Annotated in this window: 18 protein-coding genes; 6 read left to right on the top strand and 12 right to left on the bottom strand. The window is 65.6% G+C overall.

Annotated elements, in window-relative coordinates; genetic code table 11:
* Position 1: 1 nt before the first annotated feature.
* Positions 2 to 1,084: an ABC transporter ATP-binding protein gene (locus AVTE2539_RS20870; RefSeq protein ID WP_284413668.1), complete on the bottom strand. Its 1,083-nt coding sequence runs from the start codon at positions 1,082 to 1,084 to the stop codon at positions 2 to 4.
* Between the two features lie 342 nt (positions 1,085 to 1,426).
* Here AVTE2539_RS20870 and AVTE2539_RS20865 point away from each other — a divergent pair, with 342 nt between their 5' ends.
* The 5 genes from AVTE2539_RS20865 (at position 1,427) to proC (ending at position 7,372) form a co-directional block, all read left to right on the top strand.
* Positions 1,427 to 2,692 carry a porin gene (locus AVTE2539_RS20865; protein WP_272566906.1) on the top strand — a complete coding sequence of 422 codons (1,266 nt, stop codon included), beginning with the start codon at positions 1,427 to 1,429 and terminating at the stop codon, positions 2,690 to 2,692.
* Positions 2,693 to 3,059: 367 nt separating this feature from the next.
* On the top strand, positions 3,060 to 3,824 hold the full coding sequence (locus tag AVTE2539_RS20860; RefSeq protein ID WP_284394152.1) for a DeoR/GlpR family DNA-binding transcription regulator: 765 nt from the start codon (positions 3,060 to 3,062) through the stop codon (positions 3,822 to 3,824).
* A gap of 52 nt (positions 3,825 to 3,876) precedes the next feature.
* Positions 3,877 to 5,409 carry a glycerol kinase GlpK gene (gene glpK / locus AVTE2539_RS20855; protein ID WP_284394154.1) on the top strand — a complete coding sequence of 511 codons (1,533 nt, stop codon included), beginning with the start codon at positions 3,877 to 3,879 and terminating at the stop codon, positions 5,407 to 5,409.
* Positions 5,410 to 5,769: 360 nt separating this feature from the next.
* Entirely contained in the window at positions 5,770 to 6,420 is a 651-nt protein-coding gene (locus AVTE2539_RS20850) for a hypothetical protein (protein ID WP_284413572.1), read from the top strand.
* Positions 6,421 to 6,526: 106 nt separating this feature from the next.
* Complete coding sequence (gene proC, locus AVTE2539_RS20845) at positions 6,527 to 7,372, top strand: pyrroline-5-carboxylate reductase (RefSeq protein ID WP_284413570.1); 846 nt, start codon at positions 6,527 to 6,529, stop codon at positions 7,370 to 7,372.
* A 94-nt stretch (positions 7,373 to 7,466) separates the two neighbouring features.
* On the opposite strand, the gene ubiA is transcribed toward proC, so the two are convergent.
* The 6 genes from ubiA to AVTE2539_RS20815 form a co-directional block, all read right to left on the bottom strand.
* Entirely contained in the window at positions 7,467 to 8,342 is an 876-nt protein-coding gene (ubiA, locus tag AVTE2539_RS20840) for a 4-hydroxybenzoate octaprenyltransferase (RefSeq protein WP_284413568.1), read from the bottom strand.
* Positions 8,343 to 8,463: 121 nt separating this feature from the next.
* Positions 8,464 to 8,988, bottom strand: a complete 525-nt coding sequence (locus AVTE2539_RS20835; RefSeq protein ID WP_284394159.1) for a Dps family protein — start codon at positions 8,986 to 8,988, stop codon at positions 8,464 to 8,466.
* Between the two features lie 153 nt (positions 8,989 to 9,141).
* A complete protein-coding gene (locus AVTE2539_RS20830) occupies positions 9,142 to 10,896 on the bottom strand; it encodes a dipeptidase (RefSeq protein ID WP_284413566.1) in 1,755 nt (584 codons plus the stop codon).
* Between the two features lie 230 nt (positions 10,897 to 11,126).
* Positions 11,127 to 12,092 (bottom strand): LysR substrate-binding domain-containing protein, encoded by a 966-nt coding sequence (locus AVTE2539_RS20825; protein WP_272566898.1) that lies wholly within the window; start codon positions 12,090 to 12,092, stop codon positions 11,127 to 11,129.
* Between the two features lie 808 nt (positions 12,093 to 12,900).
* Entirely contained in the window at positions 12,901 to 13,188 is a 288-nt protein-coding gene (locus AVTE2539_RS20820; protein WP_284413564.1) for a hypothetical protein, read from the bottom strand.
* A gap of 228 nt (positions 13,189 to 13,416) precedes the next feature.
* Complete coding sequence (locus tag AVTE2539_RS20815; protein ID WP_284413563.1) at positions 13,417 to 13,644, bottom strand: hypothetical protein; 228 nt, start codon at positions 13,642 to 13,644, stop codon at positions 13,417 to 13,419.
* A gap of 989 nt (positions 13,645 to 14,633) precedes the next feature.
* Here AVTE2539_RS20815 and AVTE2539_RS20810 point away from each other — a divergent pair.
* On the top strand, positions 14,634 to 15,065 hold the full coding sequence (locus tag AVTE2539_RS20810) for a hypothetical protein (protein ID WP_284413561.1): 432 nt from the start codon (positions 14,634 to 14,636) through the stop codon (positions 15,063 to 15,065).
* 260 nt (positions 15,066 to 15,325) lie between these two features.
* Here AVTE2539_RS20810 and AVTE2539_RS20805 read toward each other — a convergent pair whose 3' ends face one another.
* The 5 genes from AVTE2539_RS20805 to recG all read right to left on the bottom strand — a co-directional run bounded on the left by AVTE2539_RS20805 (position 15,326) and on the right by recG (position 24,936).
* A complete protein-coding gene (locus tag AVTE2539_RS20805) occupies positions 15,326 to 15,637 on the bottom strand; it encodes a hypothetical protein (RefSeq protein ID WP_284413559.1) in 312 nt (103 codons plus the stop codon).
* Between the two features lie 8 nt (positions 15,638 to 15,645).
* On the bottom strand, positions 15,646 to 17,382 hold the full coding sequence (locus tag AVTE2539_RS20800) for a polymorphic toxin type 37 domain-containing protein (protein WP_284413557.1): 1,737 nt from the start codon (positions 17,380 to 17,382) through the stop codon (positions 15,646 to 15,648).
* A gap of 185 nt (positions 17,383 to 17,567) precedes the next feature.
* Entirely contained in the window at positions 17,568 to 17,855 is a 288-nt protein-coding gene (locus AVTE2539_RS20795) for a hypothetical protein (protein ID WP_284413555.1), read from the bottom strand.
* A gap of 10 nt (positions 17,856 to 17,865) precedes the next feature.
* Positions 17,866 to 22,605, bottom strand: coding sequence for an RHS repeat-associated core domain-containing protein (locus AVTE2539_RS20790; protein ID WP_284413553.1), 4,740 nt, complete (start codon positions 22,603 to 22,605; stop codon positions 17,866 to 17,868).
* Positions 22,606 to 22,728: 123 nt separating this feature from the next.
* Complete coding sequence (gene recG, locus AVTE2539_RS20785) at positions 22,729 to 24,936, bottom strand: ATP-dependent DNA helicase RecG (protein ID WP_284413550.1); 2,208 nt, start codon at positions 24,934 to 24,936, stop codon at positions 22,729 to 22,731.
* Positions 24,937 to 25,009: the final 73 nt, after the last annotated feature.

The raw sequence follows: 25,009 nt of genomic DNA, 5'->3' as shown, positions 1-25,009 counted from the left end.
CTCAGCGCCCTCCCCGGCGCGCGGGCGCCAGCAGCAAGGCGCCGTCGGCGCCGAAGACATAGGCTTCGCCCGGTGCCAGGTGCAGCGTGATGGCCGTACCCAGGTCGAAGTAGTGCACGCCCGTGACCTGCGCCACGAGTTCGCCCCAGGGCGTGTGCGCATGCACGAAGGTGTCCGAGCCCGAGATTTCGGCCAGTTCCACCGTGCCGCCCACCGCCACGTCGCCGGGGCGCGCCTGCAGGCGCAGGGCGCTCGCCCGCACGCCCACGGTCAGGCCCGTCGCGGCGCTGCCCGCCGGCAAACCCTGCGGCAGCGCCAGCAGGCCGCCGCCGGCCATGCGCACGCCGCCGGCGGCCGCATCGGCGGCGATCAGGTTCATCGGCGGGTCGCTGAAGGCGCGGGCCACGCGCAGCGAACTCGGGGCATGGAAGACCTCGGCCGTGGGGCCGTACTGCAGCAGTTCGCCTTCGTGCAGCACGGCGGTGTAGCCGCCCAGCAGCAGGGCCTCGCCCGGCTCGGTGGTGGCATAGACCACGGTGGAGTCGCCGGCAGCGAACAGCTGGGTCAGCTCGTCGCGCAGTTCCTCGCGCAGCTTGTAGTCGAGATTGACCAGGGGCTCGTCCAGCAGCATGAGCGGCGCGCCCTTGGCCAGGGCGCGGGCCAGCGCCACGCGCTGCTGCTGCCCGCCCGACAGCTCGGCCGGATAGCGGTTCAGGAACATGTCGATGTGCAGCCGCTCGGCCAGGGCGCGCACGCGCTCGGCGATGCCCTTGTCGCCCCGCAGCTTGAGCGGCGAGGCGATGTTGTCGGCCACCGTCATGGAGGGGTAGTTGATGAACTGCTGGTACACCATGGCCACGTTGCGCTCGCGCACGGGCACGCCGGTCACATCGACACCATCGACGCGCACCCGGCCTTCGGTGGGCGTGTCCAGCCCCGCCATGATGCGCATCAGGCTGGTCTTGCCGGCCTGCGTGGCGCCCAGCAGCACGGTCACCGCACCGCTGTGCAGCGCCATGTCCATGCCATGGAGCCAGGTCTGCGCTCCCACCCGCTTACTGATGCGGTCCATTACCAGTTGCATCACGCAACCTTTCCTGAAGGCCCCTTGCGGCCAGTTGAACGTGCAAAACGCGCAGTGCCTGACGGAACCTGCGCGCTTCGAATGGCTTCATTTTTGTTCTTTTTCGTTCGTATCGAATCAAGGTTTACCCTTGATTGATTCGTTTTCGTTCGCTTCAACGCTGCGATGCGGCGGGCCGCATTCGGTCGGGACCGGGTTCCGGGTTTCCCCCTGTGTCACAAATGCCCAGTCCGGCATTCCCCTCCTTTACCGACCGAGGCGTTGCCTCTAGTCTCAGCCTTCCAAAAGCGCCGCATGCTGTCGCCGCCCCTCCACTCCCCTTTTTGCCATTCGGAAGTCCTTATGAAGAAAATGCGTACGCTGTCGGCCGTCGTTCTTGGCTGCGCCTCGTCGGTCGCCATGGCGCAAAGCACGCCGCCAGGCACCAGCAGCCTCACCATGTATGGTCTGGTGGACCTGGGCATCAACTACATGACCGGCGCCCCAGGTGGCAACCTGACGCGGCTCACCAGCGGCAACATGGAAGGGTCCCGCCTGGGCTTCAAGGGCAATGAGGACCTGGGAGGCGGCTACCGCGCGATCTTCACGCTCGAGTCGCGGATCGAAGCCGATACCGGCAGCCTCAGCAACCGCCCGCCCTCCCTGGGCCAGTTGCCGGACCGGCTCAGCACCGCCTCCTCGCTGGGCCTGCCCGCCGCCCTGCAACCCGCGGTCTCGGCCGTGGCCGCGCAGATCGGCTCCCAGGTGGGCGTCAACCTGGGCAACAGCATTTTCGACCGGCAGATCTTCACCGGCCTGGTCACGCCGTTCGGCGCCTTCACCGTCGGCCGCCAGTACACGCCCGGCTACCTGGCCACCGGCAACTTCGACGCGATGAAGACCGAGTCCAGCCTGGCCCTGGGGCAACTGGTGGCGATTCCGGCCTCCTTCGACATCCGCGTGAGCAATTCGATCCAGTACGCGCTGCAAAAGGACGGCCTCACCGCCACGGCCATGTATGCGGCGGGCGAAGTGGCCGGCAAGCCGAGCGCACGGCGGCTGCTGGGCATCATGGCCATCTACAAGGGCGACGGCTATTCCTTCGGCGGCGGCTACAACACCCGCAACAACGAGCTGGGCCAGAAGTCGCTCACCAACGCCATCCTGGGCGCGACGCTGGACATCGGGCCGGGCACGCTGTCCGGCCAGTACGCCACCATCAAGGACGACCACCCCACCGACCTGTCGACCATTGCCACGGGCCTGTCGGCCAACCCGGCCACCGCCCCCGTGGCCACGCTGGTGCAGAACGCCTTCGTGCAGGCCTTCAAGCAGGATGCCCGCCTGTTCCAGATCGGCTACCGCATCACCACCGGCCCGCACACCGTGACCGTGGCCTACAACAACATGAATGACCGGCGGCCGTTCGATGCCGACCGCTATTCCTACGGCGCGGCCTACACCTACGCCCTGTCCAAGCGCACCGACGTCAGCGCCGTGCTGACGCACCTGGAAAACAAGAACACCTCGCAGGACCTGCTGGGCGGCAACGGCTTCCTCGGCGGCGTGGCGTCAGCCCCGGGCAAGGACGTCAACAGCCTGACGCTGTCGATCCGCCACCGCTTCTGACGCACCCGGCGCATTCCGCCCGCTGCGCCACACCGAAATCCCCCGCAAGGGGGATTTTTCGTTGGGGCGCCATTCTTCCGTCCTTCAGGCCTGCGCGTGCGAGCGCACCGCCCCCACGCCCTGTGTCCAGGCTCCCACAGCTCTCCACCACGCCCTTGCGCTGCGTTTTCCCGAGCAAGGCCCGGCAAACCGCACCCTTCCCCACCCCCCAGCCCACCCGAAAGGAGCCGCCGCGATCGAGCGTGTTGCTTTGTGATCGTTTTTCATCAAGGTTTACCCTGGAACGGTTCGTTTTGGTTCGCTTTAAAGTAAGACCAGCGCCTTTGCCCGTCCTGCGCCTTCATTTCGCTTCGTTGCCCCACCCTCCGTGAACACCAATCCCCGCCAACTGCGCCTGCTCGAAGAGGTCCGCTCCCGCCAATCCGCCACCGTGGAGGAGCTGGCCGACACCTTGGGCGTGACGCTGCAGACGGTGCGGCGCGACGTGCAGCGGCTGGCCGAACTGGGGCTGGTGCGGCGGTTCCACGGCGGCGTGCGGGTGCCGACCTCCACCGTGGAGAACCTCGGCCACACGCAGCGCGAAACCCTGCATGCCGACGGCAAGGCCCGCATCGCGCGCGCCGTCGCGGCCCAGGTGCCCAACGACTGCTCGCTGATCCTCAACATCGGCACCACCACCGAAGCCATCGCCCGGGCACTCATGCACCACCGCGGCCTGCGCGTCATCACCAACAACCTGAACGTGGCCGCCATCCTGAGCGGCAAGCCCGACTTCGAAGTCATCGTGGCCGGCGGCGTGGTGCGCTCGCGCGACCGCGGCATCGTGGGCGAAGCCGCGGTGGATTTCATCCGCCAGTTCCGGGTGGACATCGCGCTCATCGGCATCTCCGGCATCGAGTCGGACGGCACGCTGCGCGACTTCGACTACCGCGAGGTGAAGGTAGCGCAGACCATCATCGCCCAGGCCCGCGAGGTCTGGCTGGCCGCCGACCACAGCAAGTTCAGCCGCGCGGCGATGGTGCAGGCCGCCACGCTGGCGCAGATCGGCCGGCTGTTCACCGATGCACCGCCGCCCGAGCCCTTTCCCGCGCTGCTGCGCGATGCCGGCGTGGACTGCACCGTCGCTGGATGACGCCCCCACCGCCCTGCGGCACCCTGCCGGCCCTCTCCCTCCAGAATCCACCATGACCTATTTGCTCGCCCTCGACCAAGGCACCTCCAGTTCCCGCAGCATCGTGTTCGACGAGCGCGGCCACATCGTCGCGCAGGCACAGCTGGAGCTGCCGCAGATCTACCCGCAGCCCGGCTGGGTGGAGCACGACCCGCGCGAGATCTGGCGCACCCAGCTGGCCACCGCGCGGCAGGCCCTGGCCCAGGCGAATCTGAAGGCCGGCGACGTGCGGGCGCTGGGCATCACCAACCAGCGCGAGACCACGGTGCTATGGAACCGGCGCACCGGCGAGCCCGTGCACCACGCCATCGTCTGGCAGGACCGCCGCGCCGAGCCGCTGTGCGCCGAGCTGCGCGAGCGCGGCTTGGCCGACACCATCCAGGCCAAGACCGGCCTGCTGATCGACGCGTATTTCTCGGGCACCAAGCTGCGCTGGCTGCTGGACCACGTGCCCGGCGCGCGCGCCCAGGCCGAGCGCGGCGAACTGGCCTTCGGCACCGTGGACAGCTGGCTCATCTGGCAGCTCACGCAAGGCCAGGTGCACGTGACCGACGTGAGCAACGCCGCGCGCACCATGCTCTTCAATGTGCGCACCAACCAGTGGGACGATGAACTGCTGGAGTTGCTGCAGATCCCGCGCGCCCTCATGCCCGAGGTGCGCCCCTCCAGCGCCCACTTCGGCGACACCCACCCCGAGCTGCTGGGCAGCGCCCTGCCCATCGGCGGCGTGGCCGGCGACCAGCAGAGCGCGCTGTTCGGCCAGGCCTGCTTCAAGGCCGGCATGGCCAAGAACACCTACGGCACCGGCTGCTTCATGCTGATGCACACGGGTCAGAAGTTCCAGACCTCCACCAACGGCCTGCTCACCACCAGCGCGGCCCAGATCGGCACGGCGCCGCCCGGCGCGGCCTCGCTCAGCCTGGCCGGCAGCACGCCCGAATTCGCCATGGAAGGCAGCGTGTTCGTCGGCGGCGCCGTGGTGCAGTGGCTGCGCGACGGCCTGCGCGCCATCTCGGCCAGCAACGAGGTGCAGTCGCTCGCCGAAAGCGTGCCCGATTCGGGCGGCGTGATGATGGTGCCGGCCTTCACCGGCCTGGGCGCGCCCTACTGGAAGCCCGACGCGCGCGGCACCATCACCGGCCTCACGCGCGGCACCACGCTCGCCCACATCGCGCGGGCGGCGCTGGAGAGCATCGCCTACCAGAGCGCCGCGCTGCTGCAGGCCATGAGCCGCGACGCCGTGGCCGCCGGCGGAGCACCGGTGAGCGAGCTGCGCGTGGACGGCGGCGCCTGCGTGAACGACCTGCTCATGCAGTTCCAGGCCGACCTGCTGGGCATTCCCGTGGTGCGGCCCGCGGTGATCGAGACCACGGCGCTGGGCGCGGCCTACCTGGCCGGCCTGTCGAGCGGCGTATACCGCAGCACCGACGAGCTGTCGGACCTGTGGCGCGCCGAGCGCCGCTTCATGCCCACGCTGGGCGCCCCCCGCGCCCGCGAACTCATGGCGCGCTGGGAGCACGCCGTGCGGCAGGCCTCGCTCGACTGAAGGCCGCGCCACACCTGTCACGCTAGCCACTTTTCGTCGCGCCGCCGCGTTCGAGACATCCCGCAAGCTGGCACCGGAGCATTGCGGCATGCTGCCGGTGTGGCGGCCACCGTCCCGGCGCACGCCGCGGGCGCAGGCATCGCTCCATCTGCCAAAGCCTGGCACGCAATTTCGGCCAGGGCTGCAGCTCTTCGCATTTGACCCAAACGCCCAGATGACCTCTCCTAGGATCGAAAACGATAGCGAAAGCTATTAATAATCGTGCCGCATTGTCCGATGCGGCTTATTTCCTAATCTGCCGGGCCTCCGGTACAACGGCCCTCTCGGGCGAGGAACCATCCAATGGCTGCCATCAAACAAATGCAAACCAAACCCACCAACCTGACGGGCGGAGTCAGCTCCCTACCCGCGAACCGCAGCGAGGCCGCACGGCAAGCCAGCTCCACGCTGGCCAACCACATGCGCTCCAGCGGTCAGGACACGGTGAACATGAATGATCTGTTGAAGCTGGCCCGCAACGAGGACGGCAAGACACCCACCAATGTCTCGGACGCCGCCAGTTTCATGGTGTCGAACCCTAAATTGTTCTCCGCGCTGGAGTCTCGCGACGACGCGGCAGGCACGCGCGACGGCATCGCCAGCGTGGACAGCTTCGACCATGCCGCCAACGGTGCTTTCGACGACATGATGAACGCGCAACCGATCTCTCCCCTGCTGGCCACGTTCAGCAGTCACCCCACCATGCCGGACTACGAGGTCAAGGACACGCTGAACACGTTCCGCGCCGGCAGCCCCGACAAGCAACTCACCGCGCAGAACTTGTACGAACTGTCGCAAAACCCCGCACCCGACGCGCCGCCCGCGCTGGCGCAGGCGGCGCGGCGCGCCTTGACGGACCCCAAACTGCTGAAGGAACTGGGGTTGAACGACGGTCCCGGCGCCCCGCGCAAAACGCTGGAGCCTTCATTCGACATCGGCAAGGCCACGGTCACCGTGACCATCACTGCCTGAGCGAAGGGGTCGCGCCATGGCGCGCTAACATCCTGGTGACCCAGGCCGCAAGCTCCCTACGGGGGCTTTCTTCTTTGCGCGGCCGCCTTTTCAACCAACGCACGCCATGACCTCAGACACGCACGCCCCCGCCCTTACCGAGCAATCCGCCATCGCCTTCATCGGCGGGGGCAACATGGCCAGCGCCATCATCGGCGGGCTGATCCGCCAGGGCGTGCCGGCCGCGCAGATCGAAGTGGTCGAGCCCTGGGCCGAGGCCCGCGCCGCCCTGCTCTCGCAGCACGGCATCACGGCGCACGAAGCGGCTGGCCCCGCGCTGGTCCGGGCCGGCACCGTGGTGTGGGCCGTCAAGCCCCAGACCTTCCAGGAAGCCGCCCGGCAGGCGCGCGCCCACACCGCCGGCGCCGTGCACCTGAGCGTGGCCGCCGGCATCCGCTCGGGCAGCATCGCCCGGTGGCTGGGCAGCGAACGCATCGTGCGCGCCATGCCCAACACCCCGGCGCTGATCGCCCGCGGCATGACGGCCCTCTACGCCCGCCCCCAGGTGACCGCCGCCGAGCGCGCGGCCATCGAGCGGATCATCGCGACGACGGGGGAATTCCTGTGGGTGGACGACGAGCCGCAGCTCGATGCCGTCACCGCCTTGTCTGGCTCTGGCCCGGCCTATGTGTTCCGCTTCCTGGAGGCCATGACCGAGGCCGGCGCCGCCATGGGCCTGACCCGCGCCCAGGCCCACCAACTGGCCGTGGCCACCTTCGCCGGCGCCTCCGAACTGGCCCGCCGCTCGGACGAGCCGCCCGAGGTGCTGCGCCAGCGCGTCACATCCAAGGGCGGCACCACCTACGCCGCCCTGCAGTCGATGGAGCAGGACGAAGTGCCCCAGCGCTTCATGCGCGCCCTGGAGGCCGCGCGTGAGCGGGCGCGCGAACTGGGCGACGAGTTCGGCGCCTGATCGCCAGCGCGGGCGGTCGCCCCGCCGGCTTCAAGCCAAAACGCCCTCCAGCACAATAAGTACTAGGGCATAGTGCTACAAAATAAATAGCAACCTATCGCAGCGCGTAACCCACGGCGATGCCGGCGAACAGCGTGAACCCGATCCAGTGGTTCTCGCGGAAGGCCCGAAAGCAACCCTCGCGCGTGCGGTGGCGGATCAGCGCGAAGTGCCACGCCACCTGGGCCAGCACCGCGCCGATCGCGAGGTAGAACGCCGCGCCCAGCCCCAGCGGCGCCAGCGAAACGCCCCAGAACGCCACCAGCAGCAGGTAGAACGCCAGGATGGCCGCCACGTCGAAGCGGCCCAGGGTGATGGCCGACGTCTTCAGGCCGATCTTCAGGTCGTCGTCGCGGTCCACCATGGCGTATTCGGTGTCGTAGGCCAGCACCCAGAACAGGTTGCCCAGCACCAGCCACAGCGCCAGCCACGGCACCTCGCCGCGCACGGCGGTGAACGCCATCGGAATGCCCATGCTGAAGGCCACGCCCAGCACCGCCTGCGGCATGGAGAAGAACCGCTTGGTGAACGGGTACAGCACCGTCACCGCCAGCGCCGGCACCGACCACGCGATGGTGATGGCATTGGTGGTGAGCACCAGCGCGAAGGCGACCAGCGCCAGCACCGCGCCCACGGCCAGCGCCTCGCGCGGGGAGACGGCGCCGCTCGTCACCGGCCGCTGCGCCGTGCGCTTGACGTGCCGGTCAAACCGGCGGTCGGCCACGTCGTTCACGCAGCAGCCCGCGCTGCGCATCAGGATGGTGCCCAGCGTGAACACGGCCAGCAGGTGCCAGCCGGGGAATCCGCCCGCCGCGACCCACAGCGCCGACAGCGTGGGCCACAGCAGCAGCAGCCAGCCGGCCGGTCGGCTCCAGCGGATCAGGTCGAGGTAGAGCGACAGGCGCGACGGCGTGGGGGCGGAAAGCTGCATGGCGCGAACAAAGGAGAGGAAAGGAAAGAAAAAGAGAGAAAGAGAGGCGACCCGGGAAACGAAAACGCCCGCACGGGTGGGCGGGCGCTGGCTGGGCAGGGCCGTGCAAGGCCCGGCCGGCTTACTCCTCCAAGAGCGAGCGCAGCATCCAGGCGGTCTGCTCGTGCACGGCCAGGCGCTGGGTCAGCAGATCGGCCGTGGGTTCGTCGCTGGCCTTGTCGGCCACCGGGAACAGCTCGCGCGCCGTGCGGGCGACGGCCTCGTGGCCCTCGACCAGGATGCGCACCATCTCCAGCGCGTGGGGCGGCTCGGTGGGCGCGTCGGGCAGCGAGGTGAGCTTGCCGAACTGGGCGTACGAGCCCGGCGCCGCATGGCCCAGCGAGCGGATGCGCTCGGCCACCGGGTCCACCGCGTTCCACAGCTCGGTGTACTGCCCCATGAACATGGTGTGCAGCGTGTTGAACATCGGGCCCGTCACGTTCCAGTGGAAATTGTGGGTGGTGAGGTACAGCGTGTAGGTGTCGGCCAGCAGGCGCGACAGGCCTTGCGCGATGGCCGCGCGGTCCTTGTCGCTGATGCCGATGTTGATGCGCGGTGCACCGCTGGCGCCGGCGCGGGCAAGGGGGGTCTTGGGGGTCTTGGCCATGGAGAACTCCTTCGGGTGCTGAACTGAACGATGCGTTGCGTTGCCGCTGCCATCTTGCCGGCCCGGGCGGGCCCCCGCCGCTGCCGGGGAGGCGTGGCGCCCGGGCGCCTGAAACACTTTAGCGCATGCAGGGCGGCCAGCGGCCGCCAGTGGTCACTGCATCTGCGGCAGGTTGCCGATGCGCACCAACATCTCGGTGAACATCTGCATGTCGGCGTCGAGGTCGGCCACTTCCTTGAATTCCTTCGCGTTGTGGGCCGTGTACTTCTTGCCCGGCATCGCGGGGCCGAAGTTGATCGCGTTGGGCATCAGCTTGGCCGTGGTGCTGCCGGCCGTGGGCACGGGCTTGGCCTCCAGGCCCGTGGTGTCGCCGAAGGTGTTGAGCAGCGTGGAAAGCCAGGCGCCCTTGGGGTCGCGCGCCATCCACTCGCCCTGGCTGTGGTCCACCTCGACCGCCACGCCGGCCTGCGCGCCCCACGCCTGGATGCGCGCGGCGGTGGCCTTCGTCAGCACGTCGGCGGTGCTGCCGCGCGGCATGCGCACGTTCACCAGCACATCGACCTTGCCGTCCTTCTCGCGCACCAGGTTGGGCGACATCGTGAGCGGGCCCATGAAGTCGTCGCTGTACGCCAAGCCCATCGTGCGGCCCAGGTAATCGGTGCCGTACAGGTCGGCGATGTAGCGCACCGCGCTGGCGTAGCCGTTGGCCGCCAGCGGCACGCCGGACTCCTGCAGGAACAGCGCCAGGCGCGGCAGCGGGTTCACGCCCTCTTCGGGGCGCGAGCCGTGGGCCGACGTGCCCGTGACCTTGACCGTTAGCGCGGCGCCGTCCTGGACGATGTCGATGGCGAAGGGGCCGCCCTGGCCCGCGTACTTGGCGATGAAGGCCTCGCGGGCCGCGCCCAGGCGCTGCGCCGCGGCGGCCAGATCACCCCCCGTGAGGCGCGCGGTGGCCGTCTGCGGCACGGCGTTGGCCGAGGCGGCGCCCGCCATCGCGGCGATGGTGACCGCACCGGCCGGCACGGCGGCGGCAGGTGCCAGGGCGAACGAGGCGCGCAGCGCGCCCGAGCCCTTTTCGGCCACCACGGCGGGGTACTTGCTGTCCAGCACGATGTTGTACTCGGGCAGCTGGGTCTTGGCGCGGTAGTACTTCATCGCGTCGCCGCCCGTCTCTTCGGTCGTCTCGACCATGAGGCGGATCGTGCGCGCCATCGGAAGGCCGCTGTCCTTCACCGCCTTCATCGCGTACAGCACCGCGGCGATGGAGCCCTTGTCGTCGATGGAACCGCGGCCGTACAGGTTGCCCCCCACCCGCGTGAGCTTGAACGGGTCCAGCCGGGTGCCGTCGTCCAGCACCCATTCGTCGGCCACCACGGGCACCACGTCGGCGTGCGTGAGGATGCCGAATTCTTCGGTGCCCGTGCCGGGCAGCTTCACTTCGAAGATGCGGTTGTCCACGTTGCGGTATTGCAGGCCGAAATCCTTGGCCATGCCTTCGACCAGCGTGCCGAAGGCGATGATGGCCCGGTCCTCGTGCGGGGGCACCTTGTCGGCGCGCACCGTGGGAATGGCCACCATCTTCGCGGTCGTGTCGATCACCGCCGTGTGGTGGTGCAGCCGGTTGTACAGGCCCAGCAGGCGGCTGATGTTCACCAGGTCGTCGCCCGCCAGCGTGGCCTTGGACTCATACGCCTTCACGCTGGGCGCCAGCGCAGGGTAGGTGCGCACCGCGCGTTCGAGGAACGCGCTGAAATCGCCGCTGGGCGCGCCCGTCTCGGCGACCACCAGGCGGTCCAGATCGGGTTTCTTGAGCGTGCCCGCCAGGGGCGCGGCGTCGGTCGGCGCGGTCACGCTGGAGCAGGCCGAAAGGCCCAGGGCCAGGCCGGCCGCCATCAAAAGCTTCTTCATGAATGTCCTCGGGATTATGGAGAGCGCGGCGCCCCGCGCGGACCGCATGTGGCGCGGCCCGCGCCAGGCCGGGGTGGAGGATGCCCACCCACCGGCCGCGCGCGGGGCGAAGTTTAGCCCTGCCCCGAGGCGTTTCGGTGAAGCCGGCAACCCGCACGCGCGGCGGCCAGCGCCGACCACCGGGCCGCCAGGCCCGCAAAAAAGAAGCGGAAGAGGCCGCTGGCCTGCGGTCAGGACAGGCGCGTCATGCCCGGCAGTTCGCAGGCGTAGATCGCGTTGCGCAACGCGGCGATGGCCTCGTAGCGGGTGAAGCTGCGGCGCCAGGCCAGCACCACGCGGCGCATGGGCGGCGGGCTGCCATCGGCCTCCTGGATCGGCAGGTAGCGGATGTGCGTGTCGTCGCTCTTGCGGCGGCGCGACCCCGTGTGCAGGGCATCGCGCGGCACCGACAGGCGCGGCACCAACGTCACGCCCATGCCGGCCGACACCATGTGCTTGATCGTCTCCAGCGATGAGCCCTCGAACGTGCGGCGGATGCCCTCGGCATTGCTCGCGTAGCGCGCGAACTCGGGGCAGACCTCCAGCACATGGTCGCGAAAGCAATGGCCCGCGCCCAGCAGCAGCATGGTCTCGCTCTTGAGCTGCGCGGCGGAAATGGATTTCTGTTCGGCCAGCGGGTGGCTGCTGGGCACGGCCGCCATGAACGGCTCGTCGTACAGCGGCGCCATCGCCAGGCCCGTGTCGGGAAACGGCTCGGCCATGATCGCGCAGTCGATCTCGCCGGTGCGCAGCATCTCCAGCAGCTTGACGGTGAAGTTCTCCTGCAGCATGAGCGGCATCTGCGGCGTGCGCGCGATGGCGTGGCGCACCAGCTCGGGCAGCAGGTAGGGACCGATCGTGTAAATCACGCCCAGCGTGAGCGCCCCGGCCAGCGGGTCCTTGCCGCGCTTGGCGATTTCCTTGATGGCGGCGGCCTGTTCCAGCACGCTCTGCGCCTGGCGCACGATCTCGTCGCCCAGCGAGGTGACCGACACCTCGCCCGCGCTGCGCTCGAAAAGTTTGACCTCCAGCTCGTCTTCCAGCTTCTTGATGGCCACCGACAGCGTGGGCTGCGACACATAGCAAGCATCGGCCGCCCGGCCAAAGTGCTTCTCCCGGGCCACAGCGACGATGTATTTGAGTTCCGTGAGGGTCATTGTTGGATGCGGATTGGCGAACGCGACATTGTGCGCCGAGATGAAACCCCTGTCGGTCGGCAGTTCGCGGGGAGTTCGGTGGGGGGGAAGGAACTTTACCCAGGCTTCACATTGGGTGGCGGGGCGGGCCAGGGGCTGGCGAAAGGTGTGTTGGATGCCCAGAAAACGCTGGCGACCGAGGCATGCGCGTTGCGCCCCAATGGGCCTTGCCAGCCATCTTCGCCGCGGTTTTCCTTATGACCGAATAGGCTTCATGCCTTAGAAAATCATGGTCATGATGCTATTAAAAATATAGCGCATCGAATGTGTTTGATCCGACCTCTGGCGAGGGCGAGTCGTCGGTCCAGGGGGATGGATTCCGTCCGCATTGGACGGCGGGGAAATTAACGCCTTGTCGCCATGCATCGCTCTGAACACTGCTGCGGGAGCACCAACGCCATAAGGCAAATTGATTTGCCACATAAACGATCAGATGACTTTCGTGTTGTTCGGGTCTCCTGCCGGCGCCTCGCTGTTGCAACTCCTGCGTTGGCCCATTACAGAAATATCAGTGCCATCTTCGGCAGGCCATTGCACGGTGATCGCGAAGTGGTTAGGCCCTGACAGCCGCGCATCGCTCTGACGCACCCGATGACCACAGAGGTATCACAGCGCCGGGCGGGCCAGCCTTCAAGCCGGCCATGGTGATGCAACGTTTAGCTGCTGTAGGGCAGGTAATTACCGCTTTTTTCTTGGCAATCCACTAGCGTAAGTACTTCTCCACCCTCAGGGTTTTGGGCATAGATTTTTCCATGAACCATCTACCGTCTTACCCAAAAACAAATTTGTACCAGTAGTTCTTCTTGTCGTTAAACCAAGGATCTTCGTGGCCGCTGCAAAGTGGTTGAAGACATTTCTTGTCCAACTGATATCTAGTCATTAATCCAGCCAACTCATAGAAACTCACTTGATCGATTGGCATCTCGATTTTCAAGTCGAGCCCATCTGGCGTTACGGTAACCGCCTTGATGGCGGCAACACCCTGTAGCCAAGCAAAGAAATGGTCTTCATCCGCCTCGCAATAAAAGCAGGCCGGCTCAGGAATAAGCAGCATCATGGTGAATTGATTTAATATTTTCCAACCTCCAGCTTCCATATCTATTTTTTAGATTTTACAGACAGCGAGATCCCTGATGCAAAGGCCAGCCTTTCTGAATGTTCAAGACCATTAATCAAGCCCTGCATAATTCTGCGATCTAATCCTTCTTTGGCTTCTGTTCAGCGGCATTTGTTGCCACTGACCGAATCGCACCTGCAATGAATTACTTTCGACCCGAATCGTCAACTATTTTTGCCGGATTCGCATGAACTGGACACAAGACTTTTCCCATAGCGTCGGAGCCCCAGCCTGCATCCGAGCCAAGCCAGCCATCTTTACAGACCACTTTTCCACAGGATCAGTTGCGGGCTCATCCAAACTTTTTTGAAATAGATTAAAACATCCATCTGCTTGACAAGTTATTATTAATTCGGCAAATGCCAAATTTGCAATTGGATCATCTGATTCGGTCATGACTTGAATGCTCCATTAATAATTTCTCGTAATTGCTGCCTAGCGGCCGGCGTCAAAGCGTCAAATCTATCAAGTCGATCAATAGCGCCTAAACCAACGTCTCTAATATAAGCGGCCTGCGCGGACGTCCCGGCATTACGTATTTTTCAAGCAAAAGATTCAACAACCGCTCGAAGTTGAGCGCCGGCTTCAACCGGAAATGCCGAGCCTCCTGATCTCACAATCTGTTCAATTTCTCGAATTACGACTGGGTCAATCTTTGCGGCGGCGCCCAACAGTACTCCCTTGATAACCCCAGGACCAATACAAATATTCGCCCCACCTCTGCTGGAAATACCCCCCATCATCCACCCGTGGCTGCTGAAACATCGGCGAGCAACTTGACCCGTTGTCCAGCAACGGAGAGTCTCCATACCCTCCACCCGGCATCACGCTTGCGAAGCCAGAGGGATCAACGAGATTCCTCTGCGTGCCCTGCATAGAGGTAGCGGTTTTCCCCCATCCAGCCCAATCGGATCGGCCTACGTGATGCTGGCGCCTGGCCAGGGCCAACAGCTGCGTCTTGGCGACAACGCGGCCCAGCGCGTCGCGCTGCCAGCGGGTGGTGACGCGCTGGTCCTGCATTCGCTCAATAAGCCCACGCTGTCGTTGGGCGCGCCTGCCGCGTTGTAGGCCGCACCGGCCAAGTCGTAGCGCAGCACGGTGGCGATGCCATCGGCATATTGCAGGCGGGTGGGCCGGCCCAGCAGATCGCGAGTGGTTATTTCTTTTTGTTGATTCGGTGGTGCACGATGGCGTGCCCGATACCGGGCAGACTTCCCCAATCAAGCACGAAAGCCAACCAAGCCAAGCTACTCAACAGATTGTCCGGAAAGAGATAAAACCCAAGGAACATCAGAATTCCACCCAGCAGAGGTATCCAGGATGGCGATGGTTTCTTTTTGATGAACGCCACATAAAAGCAGCGCCAATTCAGGAACACCAGCCAAGTGCCGACCAGAAACAACAGTGCGCACAAAGCTTTCATTTCAAAAAAACCACCATACGCTATCAAACCTCAGCCCTATGATTCAATTCTTATTTATTTTTCTCAACCGTCGATCAATCCACTTGTAAAGCAAAAAGTTATAAAAAAATCCAGGGATGCAGCCAAAATCAAAGAAAAAGAACAACCACCAGAATGGTTTTTGAAGAAGACAAAAACCAAAGGCCAAACATCCACCTCCAACAAGCGGGATCCAAGATATATTCTTATTCTTTATAAAAATTCCATGGAAAGCATACCAATTATAAAAAACAAAAGGAATTCCCAGAAGGATAAACAGCGCTCCCACAATCATGGCTTGCAAATCCGTTGTCCAAATATCGCTTTAAATGCTTCCCAGCCAGTTGGGGTTGCCAGGGAAGTGACTAGAATTTGATAACTGGTTCCGGTTGAATATGGTGCGGGCTGATTCCATGGGGTTCTTTCCCATTTAAAAGATCGCGCGTAATTTCAACGATTAACGCCACCCTTCATCACCCAATCCCCCGCTTCAAGCCTTCGCGACCCCAACGAGAAACGGCGATAGTTTCAGGCGCTGCACAAAATAAAGGCGCGGATGCAGAGCCAACCAAACTAATTGCCGAAGGTGTGAGGCCACCAGTGACGGCAGCTCCTAAAACCGCAATTAGTCCGTAACTAAACTTGTCGCCGATTGCTTCCTTCTTTAAACATTGCACTGTACCAATAGCCTTGCGAGTCATTAAGCCATTCGAATTTCTTTTTCTCCGCAAACGCACGCAAAGGAGCAAGTGGTATTTCATAACGCCAAAGTAGCGCGACTAATTCACGCATTGCCTCTTTATTAAGCGAAGCAATGCTGACATCAATCAACAAATCCCGTCCCACACCCTTAACGCTGCGTATTGCGGTTATTTCCCCCAACCCCTGAAACAGGCGCCGCTCATCGCCTCGCGAGTAAAAACTGCCCAACGCTATTTGCAAAATCATGTCGCCCCCTATCGACGGTGACCGCCAGGATAAACATTGTCATACCGGCCGCCTGGATACTGCACATCCCAATGGGGGCCACCATGAGCATCGCCTGTGGAACCAGAGTCTGGTCCCGTAGGGCACCACACACCGCCATCAGATCCTTGCCAACCGTAGCCGCGTCCATTTGGATTACGAACCCAGCTTTCACCCCCCTTAGGATCTTTGAAGCCTTCGGCATCACTGGGTTTACCAGGCGCCTTAGGTCCATTTGGGTCATATGCATTCTTAGGCGGTTTCGCAAACATGCGATCCAACCCATAGCTCAGCGCACCTAAACCCGTTCCGATAGCAATATCTGTCCCAGTGATGATCGCTGGAATGAACGGAATGGCGATTGCGAACTCGCCTGTCGGGTCGGTATAAGAGGCCGGATTTCCTCCCACATACGAGAACCGGTTCCACCCCCCATCCAGCCCAATCGGATCCGCCTGGATGTACCGCCCTCCCTCCCGGTCGTAGTACCGATTCAGGTTGTACGCCAGTCCCGTCTCTTCATCCCACACCTGCCCCGGATACCGCAGGTCGAATTTGATGGCTTCCGCATAGTTGGCGCTGCCTTGCCCGCTCTGCGCATAGCCCGTGGCGCCGGTTGTCGGGTTCGCCTCTCCAAACCCCGTGATCAGCCATTGCCACACCACCTGGCCCTGCATGTTGGTCAAGCGCCGTGGCGTGTTCAGATGGTCCGCATCAATGGCATACAGCCGCCCATTGATCTGCGCCGCCACCGGCATCGGCCCGCTGGCCGTGGGCAGGTAGATGACCTCCGTGCTGTCCATCTCCCCAGCCGGCGCGGCGCTGTTGCTGCTCCTGCGGTTGCCGTACTGGCCCAGCACGGTGCTGCCGATGCCGTCTTCGGCATAGACCGTCTGCTGGGTGATGGCGGGGTTGTTCGCCCCGGACAGCCGCGCGTCGCTCTTGAATACCCGCTGGCCCAGGGCGTTGTACGTGTAGCTCACGGCCAGTGCGTTGGCCGGGTCGGCATTCAGGCCGGCCTTGGCGATGCGGCCGTCGCTGCCGTAGTGCAGGTAGTTGTCGCCCTTCCTGGTGAGCGAGCCGCTGGCGTCATGGCTGTAGGCCACGGTGCTGGTTTGCGCACTGCCGCTGGCGGGCTGGAACGTCTGCGTGTAGTTCTGCAGCCGGTTGCTGCCGCTGATGGCGACGTAATTGCGTTTGAGCGTGGCCGTGCCCGCCGCCGTGGTGCTGCTGTAGTGGCTCTGGCTTCGGTTGCCGTTGGCGTCCCACGCGTAGCCGCTGGCGTTGGCTCCCAGGGTGTCGCTCAGCGCGCTGCCCGTGGGTAGCGTGAGGCCCGCCGGCGCGCTGTGGGCACTGGCGGTGAGCCGGCCCGTGGCGTCGTAGGTGTTGGCGCTGGTGATCACGGCCTGCTGCGCCCCCGTGGCGCCGCGCAGGGCGTGCCGCTGCTGCACCTGGGCCAGGCGCCCGGCACTGTCCCAGGCCAGTTGCGGCAGCAGCCGGCTGGCGGCCAACTGGCCCGCCAGGGTGTAGCTGCGCTGCTCGGTCAGGCCGGGCGCGGGTCCGGCCGAGCTCTCCCGCATGACGTTGCCCCGGACGTCGTTGGCATACGTGGTGGCCACGCCGGCGAAGTCCTGGGCGCCCTGCACGGCGCCCAGGACTTCGTAGGACAGCGAGGCCACATTGCCCAGGGCCTGCAATGCGATGAAGACGGCCCAGACGACCCTCATGAACCTCCTCCCGTTTGATGTGAGGCCTGACATCAGGTCAAACAGGCCTTACGCCCTAGTAAATCATGGTCATGATGCTATTAAATATATAGCAATCAAGACGTACAACGGCCAGGGTTGGATGTCAGGGTGTTGCATCGGCTCGCATGAGATCTCCCACGCAAGGCTTGAAAAATAAGCAGCAGTTACTTATTTTCAAAGTCCTTAATCAGCCCCTCAAAACCAATGAGCGACTCTTCAATAGAAGCCTTGTCTGCTTCGGTCAAATCATTGCCACCATTAATTGCCGCTGCGTTTATCTGCTCCATGGATAAAATGACGGGAAAAACCGCATTTCGCCATAATTCATTTTCAAAAACACTCCCAACCCCCTCAATCCGATGAATAAGTGAGTTTAAATCAAGTGTTCCATCACGATATTCATTGATGGCTTGCCGCAGCACGAAGGCTTGACGAGAGAAAAAATCGTCCATTGCAACCTCATTACCTAGGGATAACTGTAATTACCTGCCCATTTCCACCGGTAACAACAACCACACCGTTGGGCCCCGTGTGCACTGTCGTTCCAGGTTGATTTCCTGACGACGCTCCCCCATTCTGAATGGCATCCTCTACCGCTGAGGGGGGAACACCGCGACCTTGCATTCGGTCTAGTGCATGCCCGGTGTAATCTCGACCTCCGATATTTGTCGGCCGATTGGTACCTGGCTTCACATCTATCGGACCACCTCTCTGGCCAGTAGGCGTACTCGGATCTTTGTCTCCATCACCTGCACTCTCTGAATTCATCCAATTTCTGGATAAATAATCCCAAGTTTGCTTGCAAGCATTTGCAGTAGTAATAGCAGCCCCACCTGCAGCAGCCGCACATAGTGGATTGCTCATACATGCAATTACCGCTGCCGGAATTGCTAAACCCTTTGGGTCACTCCATCTCAGCGGATTGCTATTCACATATCCAAACCGATTCCACCCCCCATCCAACCCAATCGGATCGGGCTGGAGGTACCGCCCTCCCTCCCGGTCGTAGTACCGATTCAGGTTGTATGCCAGTCCCGTCTCTTCATCCCACACCTGCCCCGGATACCGCAGGTCGAATTTGATGGCTTCCGCATAGTTGGCACTGCCTTGCCCACTCTGCGCGTAGCCCGTCGCCCCGGTCGTCGGATTGGCCTCTCCAAACCCCGTGATGAGCCATTGCCACACCACCTGGCCCTGCGTGTTGGTCAGGCGCCGTGGCGTGTTCAGGTGGTCCGCATCGATGGCATACAGCCGCCCATTGATCTGCGCGGCCACCGGCATCGGCCCGCTGGCCGTGGGCAGGTAGATGACCTCCGTGCTGTCCATCTCGCCCGCCGGCGCGGCGCTGTTGCTGCTCCTGCGGTTTCCGTACTGGCCCAGCACGGTGCTGCCGATGCCGTCTTCGGCATAAACCGTCTGCTGGGTGATGGCCGGGTTGTTGGCCCCGGACAGCCGCGCATCGCTCTTGAACACCCGCTGGCCCAGGGCGTTGTACGTGTAGCTCACGGCCAGTGCGTTGGCCGGGTCGGCATTCAGGCCGGCCTTGGCGATGCGGCCGTCGCTGCCGTAGTGCAGGTAGTTGTCGCCCTTCCTGGTGAGCGAGCCGCTGGCGTCATGGCTGTAGGCCACGGTGCTGGTTTGCGCACTGCCGCTGGCGGGCTGGAACGTCTGCGTGTAGTTCTGCAGCCGGTTGCTGCCGCTGATGGCGACGTAATTGCGTTTGAGCGTGGCCGTGCCCGTCGCCGTGGTGCTGCTGTAGTGGCTCTGGCTTCGGTTGCCGTTGGCGTCCCACGCGTAGCCGCTGGCATTGGCGCCCAGGGTGTCGCTCAACGCGCTGCCCGTGGGTAGCGTGAGGCCGGCCGGCGCGCTGTGGGCGCTGGCGGTGAGCCGGCCCGTGGCGTCGTAGGTGTTGGCGCTGGTGATCACGGCCTGCTGCGCGCCCGTGGCGCCGCGCAGGGCGTGCCGCTGCTGCACCTGGGCCAGGCGCCCGGCGCTGTCCCAGGCCAGCTGCGGCAGCAGCCGGCTGGCGGACAACTGGCCCGCCAGGGTGTAGCTGCGCTGCTCGGCCAGGCCGGGCGCGGGTCCGAAGGCCGGCCACTTCCAGCCGGTGGGCTGGCCCAGCGGGTTCCAGGTGATGGCGGTGAGCAGCGGCTGGCCGTTCCATTGCAGCCCGGTGAGCTGGCCCGTGGCGTCGTACTGGTACTGCAGCTTCTTGCCGCTCGCGTAGGTGAGGGTGGCGATCTGCCCGGCTCCGCCATTGCGGGCGCCGTCCGGCCCCGCCGGCACATAGGCCTGGGCCAGGGTGCGGCTGTCGCCGTTGGCCAGCACCTGGGTGCGGGCGGTGACCCGGCCCAGCGGGTCGCGCTGCCAGCGCGTGGTGACGCCCGCGTCCTGGATCTCGCTCAAGGACCCGATGCTGGCCTGCGGCGTGCCGGGGGCGTTGTAGCTGGCGCCGGTGAGGTCGTACCGCCACACGCTCTGCTTGCCGTCCTTGAAGAGGATGCGCGTCAAGCGCCCCGCCGCGTCCCGCGTGAGCCCGGTGGTGCGGCCCAGCGCATCGCTTAACTGCGTGGGGCGCCCCAGTGCGTCGTATTGCACGTTGGCCGCGCCGCTGTCGGCCGAGGTCTCCCGCGTGGCGTTGCCCCGGATGTCGTTGGCATACGTGGTGGCCACGCCCGCGAAGTCCTTGGCGGCCTGCACGGCGCCCAGCCCGTCATAGGACAGCGAGGCGACCTTGCCCAGGGGGTCGGTGATTTCCGCGACGCGGCCCAGGGGGTCGGTGGCGTACCGGTAGCGCTGGCCCAAGGCGTTCTCGGCGGCGAGGCGCTCGCCGTTGGGGCCGTAGGCGTAGCGGTCCACTTGGCTGCCTGCCTTGACGGTTTCCAGTTGGTTGGCGGCGTTGATGCCCCGCTCCTGGCGCCACACGGTCTGGCCCGCGGCGTCTTTGACTTCCTGCAGGATGACGTTGTTGAACAGGTCGTACCCATAGCTGCCCGAGGCGCCCCGGTTGTCCTTCCACGAGGCCAGCCGGTGCGCGCTGTCGTAGGCGTAGTCGATCTGGTAGCCGTCCGGCTGGGTCGTGCGCGAGCGCTGGCCAATGGCGTTGTACTGGTGGGTCCATTGCATCCCGAGGACCGAGACGTTGCCGAGCAGGTTCCAGGGGTTGTTGCCATAGGCGTACTGGATTTCCAGGCCGTTGGGCAGGAGCTTGCCCACCAGGCGGCCATCGCTGTAGCTGTGGTTGGTGCGCCGCCCGAACGGGTCGGTGGATTCGAACACCAAGGGCGTGTTGCTGTGGTACGTGTTTTCGCGCCGCACGCCCAGGGCATCGATTTCGGCGGTGACCAGGCCGCCCTGGTATTCCCATCGGCGGACGGCGGCCTTGGCTGCGCCGTCGGGCAGGCTGGCGTCGTACACCCGCTCGGTGAGGACGTTGCCGTCCGCGTCGTAGGTGTATTCGGTGACGCGGTTGCCATCGGTGACCTTGACCGGCAGGCGGTAGGTGGGGTGCCACTGCGTGGCGACCCGGCGCTCCTGCGCGGTGCCCTTGGCGTGGGTGGCCAGCAGGGGCAACTGGCGGTCGTTGTCCCATTCGTAGGTGGTCTGGCGGCCAGCGAAGTCCACCTCCGCCGTGACGAGGCCGGCGGCGTTCTGCACCCGGCGGTTGACCGGGCGGTAGGCCAGCCCCGGCGCCGACGAGGCACTGGTGACGGCCAGCGCCTTGTTCTGCACGGTGTAGCCGTACCGGCGGGTCTGGCCGAGCGGGTCCTTCACGCCGACCTGGCCCGAGGCGATGTCGGTGTAGTCGAACTGGTGCGCCAGGGCGTCGCCCGCATGCGCGGCCTTGAGCGTGCGGCCCAGCGCGTCGTAGCTGAACTGGGCGAAACGGCTGCCGTTCTCATCGACGATGGCGGTCAGCAGGAACGGGTTGCCGGTGTCTTCGTACAGGTAGGTCTTCTGGTACTGGTCCTGCAGGCGGGACGACACCAGCCGGTCGCCCACGCCGTCCTGGTAGCTGTACCGGTAGGTGGTGGTTTGGTAGTCCGGCGTGATGAGCTTCTCGATCAGCCGATCGCCCCAGACGAGGGTGAGGGTCTGGCCGAAGGCGTTGGTGATGGTGGTCAGGCGCCCGTAGGTGTACCCGTAGGTGGTGACCCAGCCGTTGCGCGCCCTGCGGCTCAGGAGCTTGCCCGCGCTGTCGAAGGTGAGCACGGTGTCGTCGCTGGCGTTCCGAAAGCGCCACAGGCCATCGGCCTGGGCCAGCGTGTCGCTGCGCTGGTCGCCCACCCAGTCCTGCTGCGCGCCCGCGCGCTGAAAGCCCCGCTCCTCGCCGTTGCCGAAGAGGACGGTCGCAACGCCTTCGGACACCCGCAGGCTGATGGCATGGTTGTGCCCCCACTGGCGGCCGAAGCCCCGGCTGGCGCGGGCGGAGTCCAGCGCCCAGTGGCTGCGGTAGATGCGCACGAAGTCCAGGCTGCCGCCCCACGGGTCCCGGTGGTCCACGATCTCCTGGAAGTTCTCTCCGGTGGCGGGAATGACGGGGTCGCCCACGCACATGCCGTCCTGCCCGCCAGGGAACACGGAGACACCCCGGTAGCCGTCGCCGGGCGGCGGCACCGGGGGTGGCGGCGGCGGCAGGGGCGGCGGGGGTGGGGGAGGAGGTGGCGGCGGTGGGGGTGGCGGCGGGGGCGGTGGTGGCGGATCGGGGTCGATCAATTGCTTGGGGCCGCACCAGCCGCTGATTTCGGAGTCGCGCACATCACCTCGGTAGGCGCTCAGGCAGACGCAGGAGAACTGGTCGGTGTCCCGGTCGTATTTGGGCCGGCTTTCGGTCCAGCCCGCCGGGTTGTAGAGGTATTCGGGGTGCTCGTTCTTGGGACGGTTGCAGATGGGCATGATGCTGGGGCCAAATCCTTCCACGTTCTCGCAAGGATCGGGGCCCAGGGAAGGAATCCCTGTACAGAAATTGCGTCCATAGCTCGACCGCGCGCAAAACTGGGTCGGCCCATATCCGGCTGGCAACGCGCCGCACACGCCCGCCACCGTGTTGGACAGGACCGTGTATCGCATCACGGGCGCCCGCGGGGCCTCCACGTCGATGCCGTACCCAAACGGCTTGCTTCTGTCGATCCCCCCTGCCTCCGCCACGCCCCAATAACCCATGGCCTGCAATGCGATGCAGGCGGCCCATACAACCCTCATGAATCCCTCTCCCATTTGATCTTGAGTTACGCATTTTATCGACTGCGCAGAAACCCGAACATCGAGATACAGGGAGTTACATTACCCGCGACCTGCACTGAAAATGCGCCAGGCCTTTTGTCTTCACGCCTTCAGATAATCCGACTTCCCGCCCAGCCACCGCATCACATGCCGCTCGGCCAGGGCGGGAAACCGGTCGAGCATGTGCGGTGCCAGCTCCCTCGCCCACTCCAGCAGCACGGTGTCGGTGGCCAGGTCGGCAAAGCGCAGCAGCGGCGCGCCGGACTGGCGGGCGCCCAGGAATTCGCCCGGGCCGCGGATGTCCAGGTCGCGCCGGGCGATCTCGAAGCCGTCGTTGGTTTCGGCCATGGCCTTGAGGCGTTCGCGGGCGGTCTCGCCCAGCCGGCCGCTGTCGTTGGTGGAATACAGCAGCACGCAGGCCGAGGCGGCCGCGCCCCGCCCCACACGCCCGCGCAACTGGTGCAGCTGCGACAGGCCGAACCGCTCGGAATGCTCGATGACCATGAGCGAGGCATTGGGCACGTCCACGCCCACCTCGATCACGGTGGTGCTGACCAGCACGCCCATGGCGCCGCTGGTGAAGAGCGCCATGACGGCCTTTTTCTCGGCGCTGGGCATGCGCGAGTGCAGCAGGCCCACCTGCACGGGCGCCTGGCCTGCCGCGATGCCGCCCTGCAGGGCCTCGCTCAGCTCGGCATGGGTGGCGGTGGCGTTGGACAGGTCCAGCGCCTCGCTTTCCTCGATCAGCGGGCACACCCAGTACACCTGCCGGCCCGAGGCGACCTGGGCGGCGATGCGCTCGATGACCTCGTCCTTGCGGCTGTCCGCGATGAGCTTGGTGACGATGGGGGTGCGCCCGGGGGGCAGCTCGTCGATGGTGGAGACGTCCAGGTCGGCGTAGTAGCTCATGGCCAGGGTGCGCGGGATGGGCGTGGCGCTCATCATGAGCATGTGCGGCTCCATGCCCTGCCCTTCGAGCTTTTGCCGCAGCGCCAGGCGCTGCGCCACGCCGAACCGGTGCTGCTCGTCGATCACCGCCAGGGCCAGGCACCGAAAGCGCACCTGCTCCTGGATCACGGCATGGGTGCCGACCACCAGCGCGGCCTCGCCGCTCTCCACCAGGGCCAGCATGGCGGCGCGCTCTTTCTTCTTTTGCCCGCCGACGAGCCAGGCCACGCGCTGGCCGCGCGCGGCCAGCAGGGGCTCCAGCCAGCCGACGAGCTTGGCGAAGTGCTGCTCGGCCAGGATTTCGGTGGGGGCCATCAGCGCGCACTGCCAGCCGGCGTCGATGCACACGGCGGCGGCCAGGGCGGCCACCACGGTCTTGCCCGAGCCCACGTCGCCCTGCAGCAGGCGGTGCATGGGCACGGAGCGGCCCAGGTCGCGGGCGATTTCCTCGCCCACGCGCCGCTGGGCGCCCGTGAGGCCGAAGGGCAGCACGGCCAGCAGCTGTTCGGCCAGCGCCAGGCCGCCGTCGCCGGGCGGCGGCGCCTGCAGCACCGGCGCGCGCAACCGGGCCCGTTCGCGCTTGGACTGCTGCTGCGACAGCTGCTGGGCCAGCAGTTCCTCGGCCTTGAGCCGCTGCCAGGCGGGGTGGCTGTGGTCCTCCAGGGTGGCGATGGCCACGTCCGGCGCCGGGTGGTGCAAAAAAGTGAGCGCCTGCCGCAGGTTCCACCCCGGCGCCAGGCCGTTTTGGCCGGGCACACGGCCCACCGGCGGCTCCACGCCGGGCGGCAGCGTCTCGGACAGCTCCACGCGCTGCAGGGCGCTCACGATGGCGCGGCGCAGGTAGGCCTGGGGCAGTTGCGCGACGGTCGGGTAGACCGGGGTGAGCGCGGCCGGCAGGTCGCCGCTGGCCGTGCGAAAGGCCGGGTGCAGCATCTGCCGGCCCCAGAAGCCGCCCTTCACCTCGCCCCGGATGCGCAGGCGCGCGCCCACGGCCAGGGTCTTCTGGTGGGAGGGGTAGAAGCTGAAGAACCGCAGTTCGCAGGTGCCGGTGCCGTCGTCCACCTGCACCAGCAGCTGGCGGCGGGGGCGCAGCTGCACCTCGCTGGAGACGACGGTGGCTTCGATCTGCACGGTGTCGCCGTCCCGGGCGTTGCGCAGGGGGGTGATGCGGGTTTCGTCCTCGTAGCGCAGGGGCAGGTGCAGGGCCAGGTCGATGTCGCGCACCAGCCCCAGCTTGCGCAGGGCCTTCTGGGCGGGGCTGGGGGCGGGGCGGGCACCGGCGGGGGCGCCCGGGGCGCCCGCACGCCCGGGCGCGCCTGCGGAACCGGCGGCGGCAGTGGCGGCGGCGCTACGGTCGGTCATGGGAAGGGGGAGCGGGCGCAGGCAAAGCGCAACAAGAGGAAACCGGCATGGGCAGAAAAGGCTAACATGCCAG

The sequence above is a fragment of the Acidovorax sp. SUPP2539 genome, assembly GCF_030158975.1.
GTDB lineage: Bacteria > Pseudomonadota > Gammaproteobacteria > Burkholderiales > Burkholderiaceae_C > Paracidovorax.
This window is presented reverse-complemented; position numbering and strand designations above follow the sequence as displayed.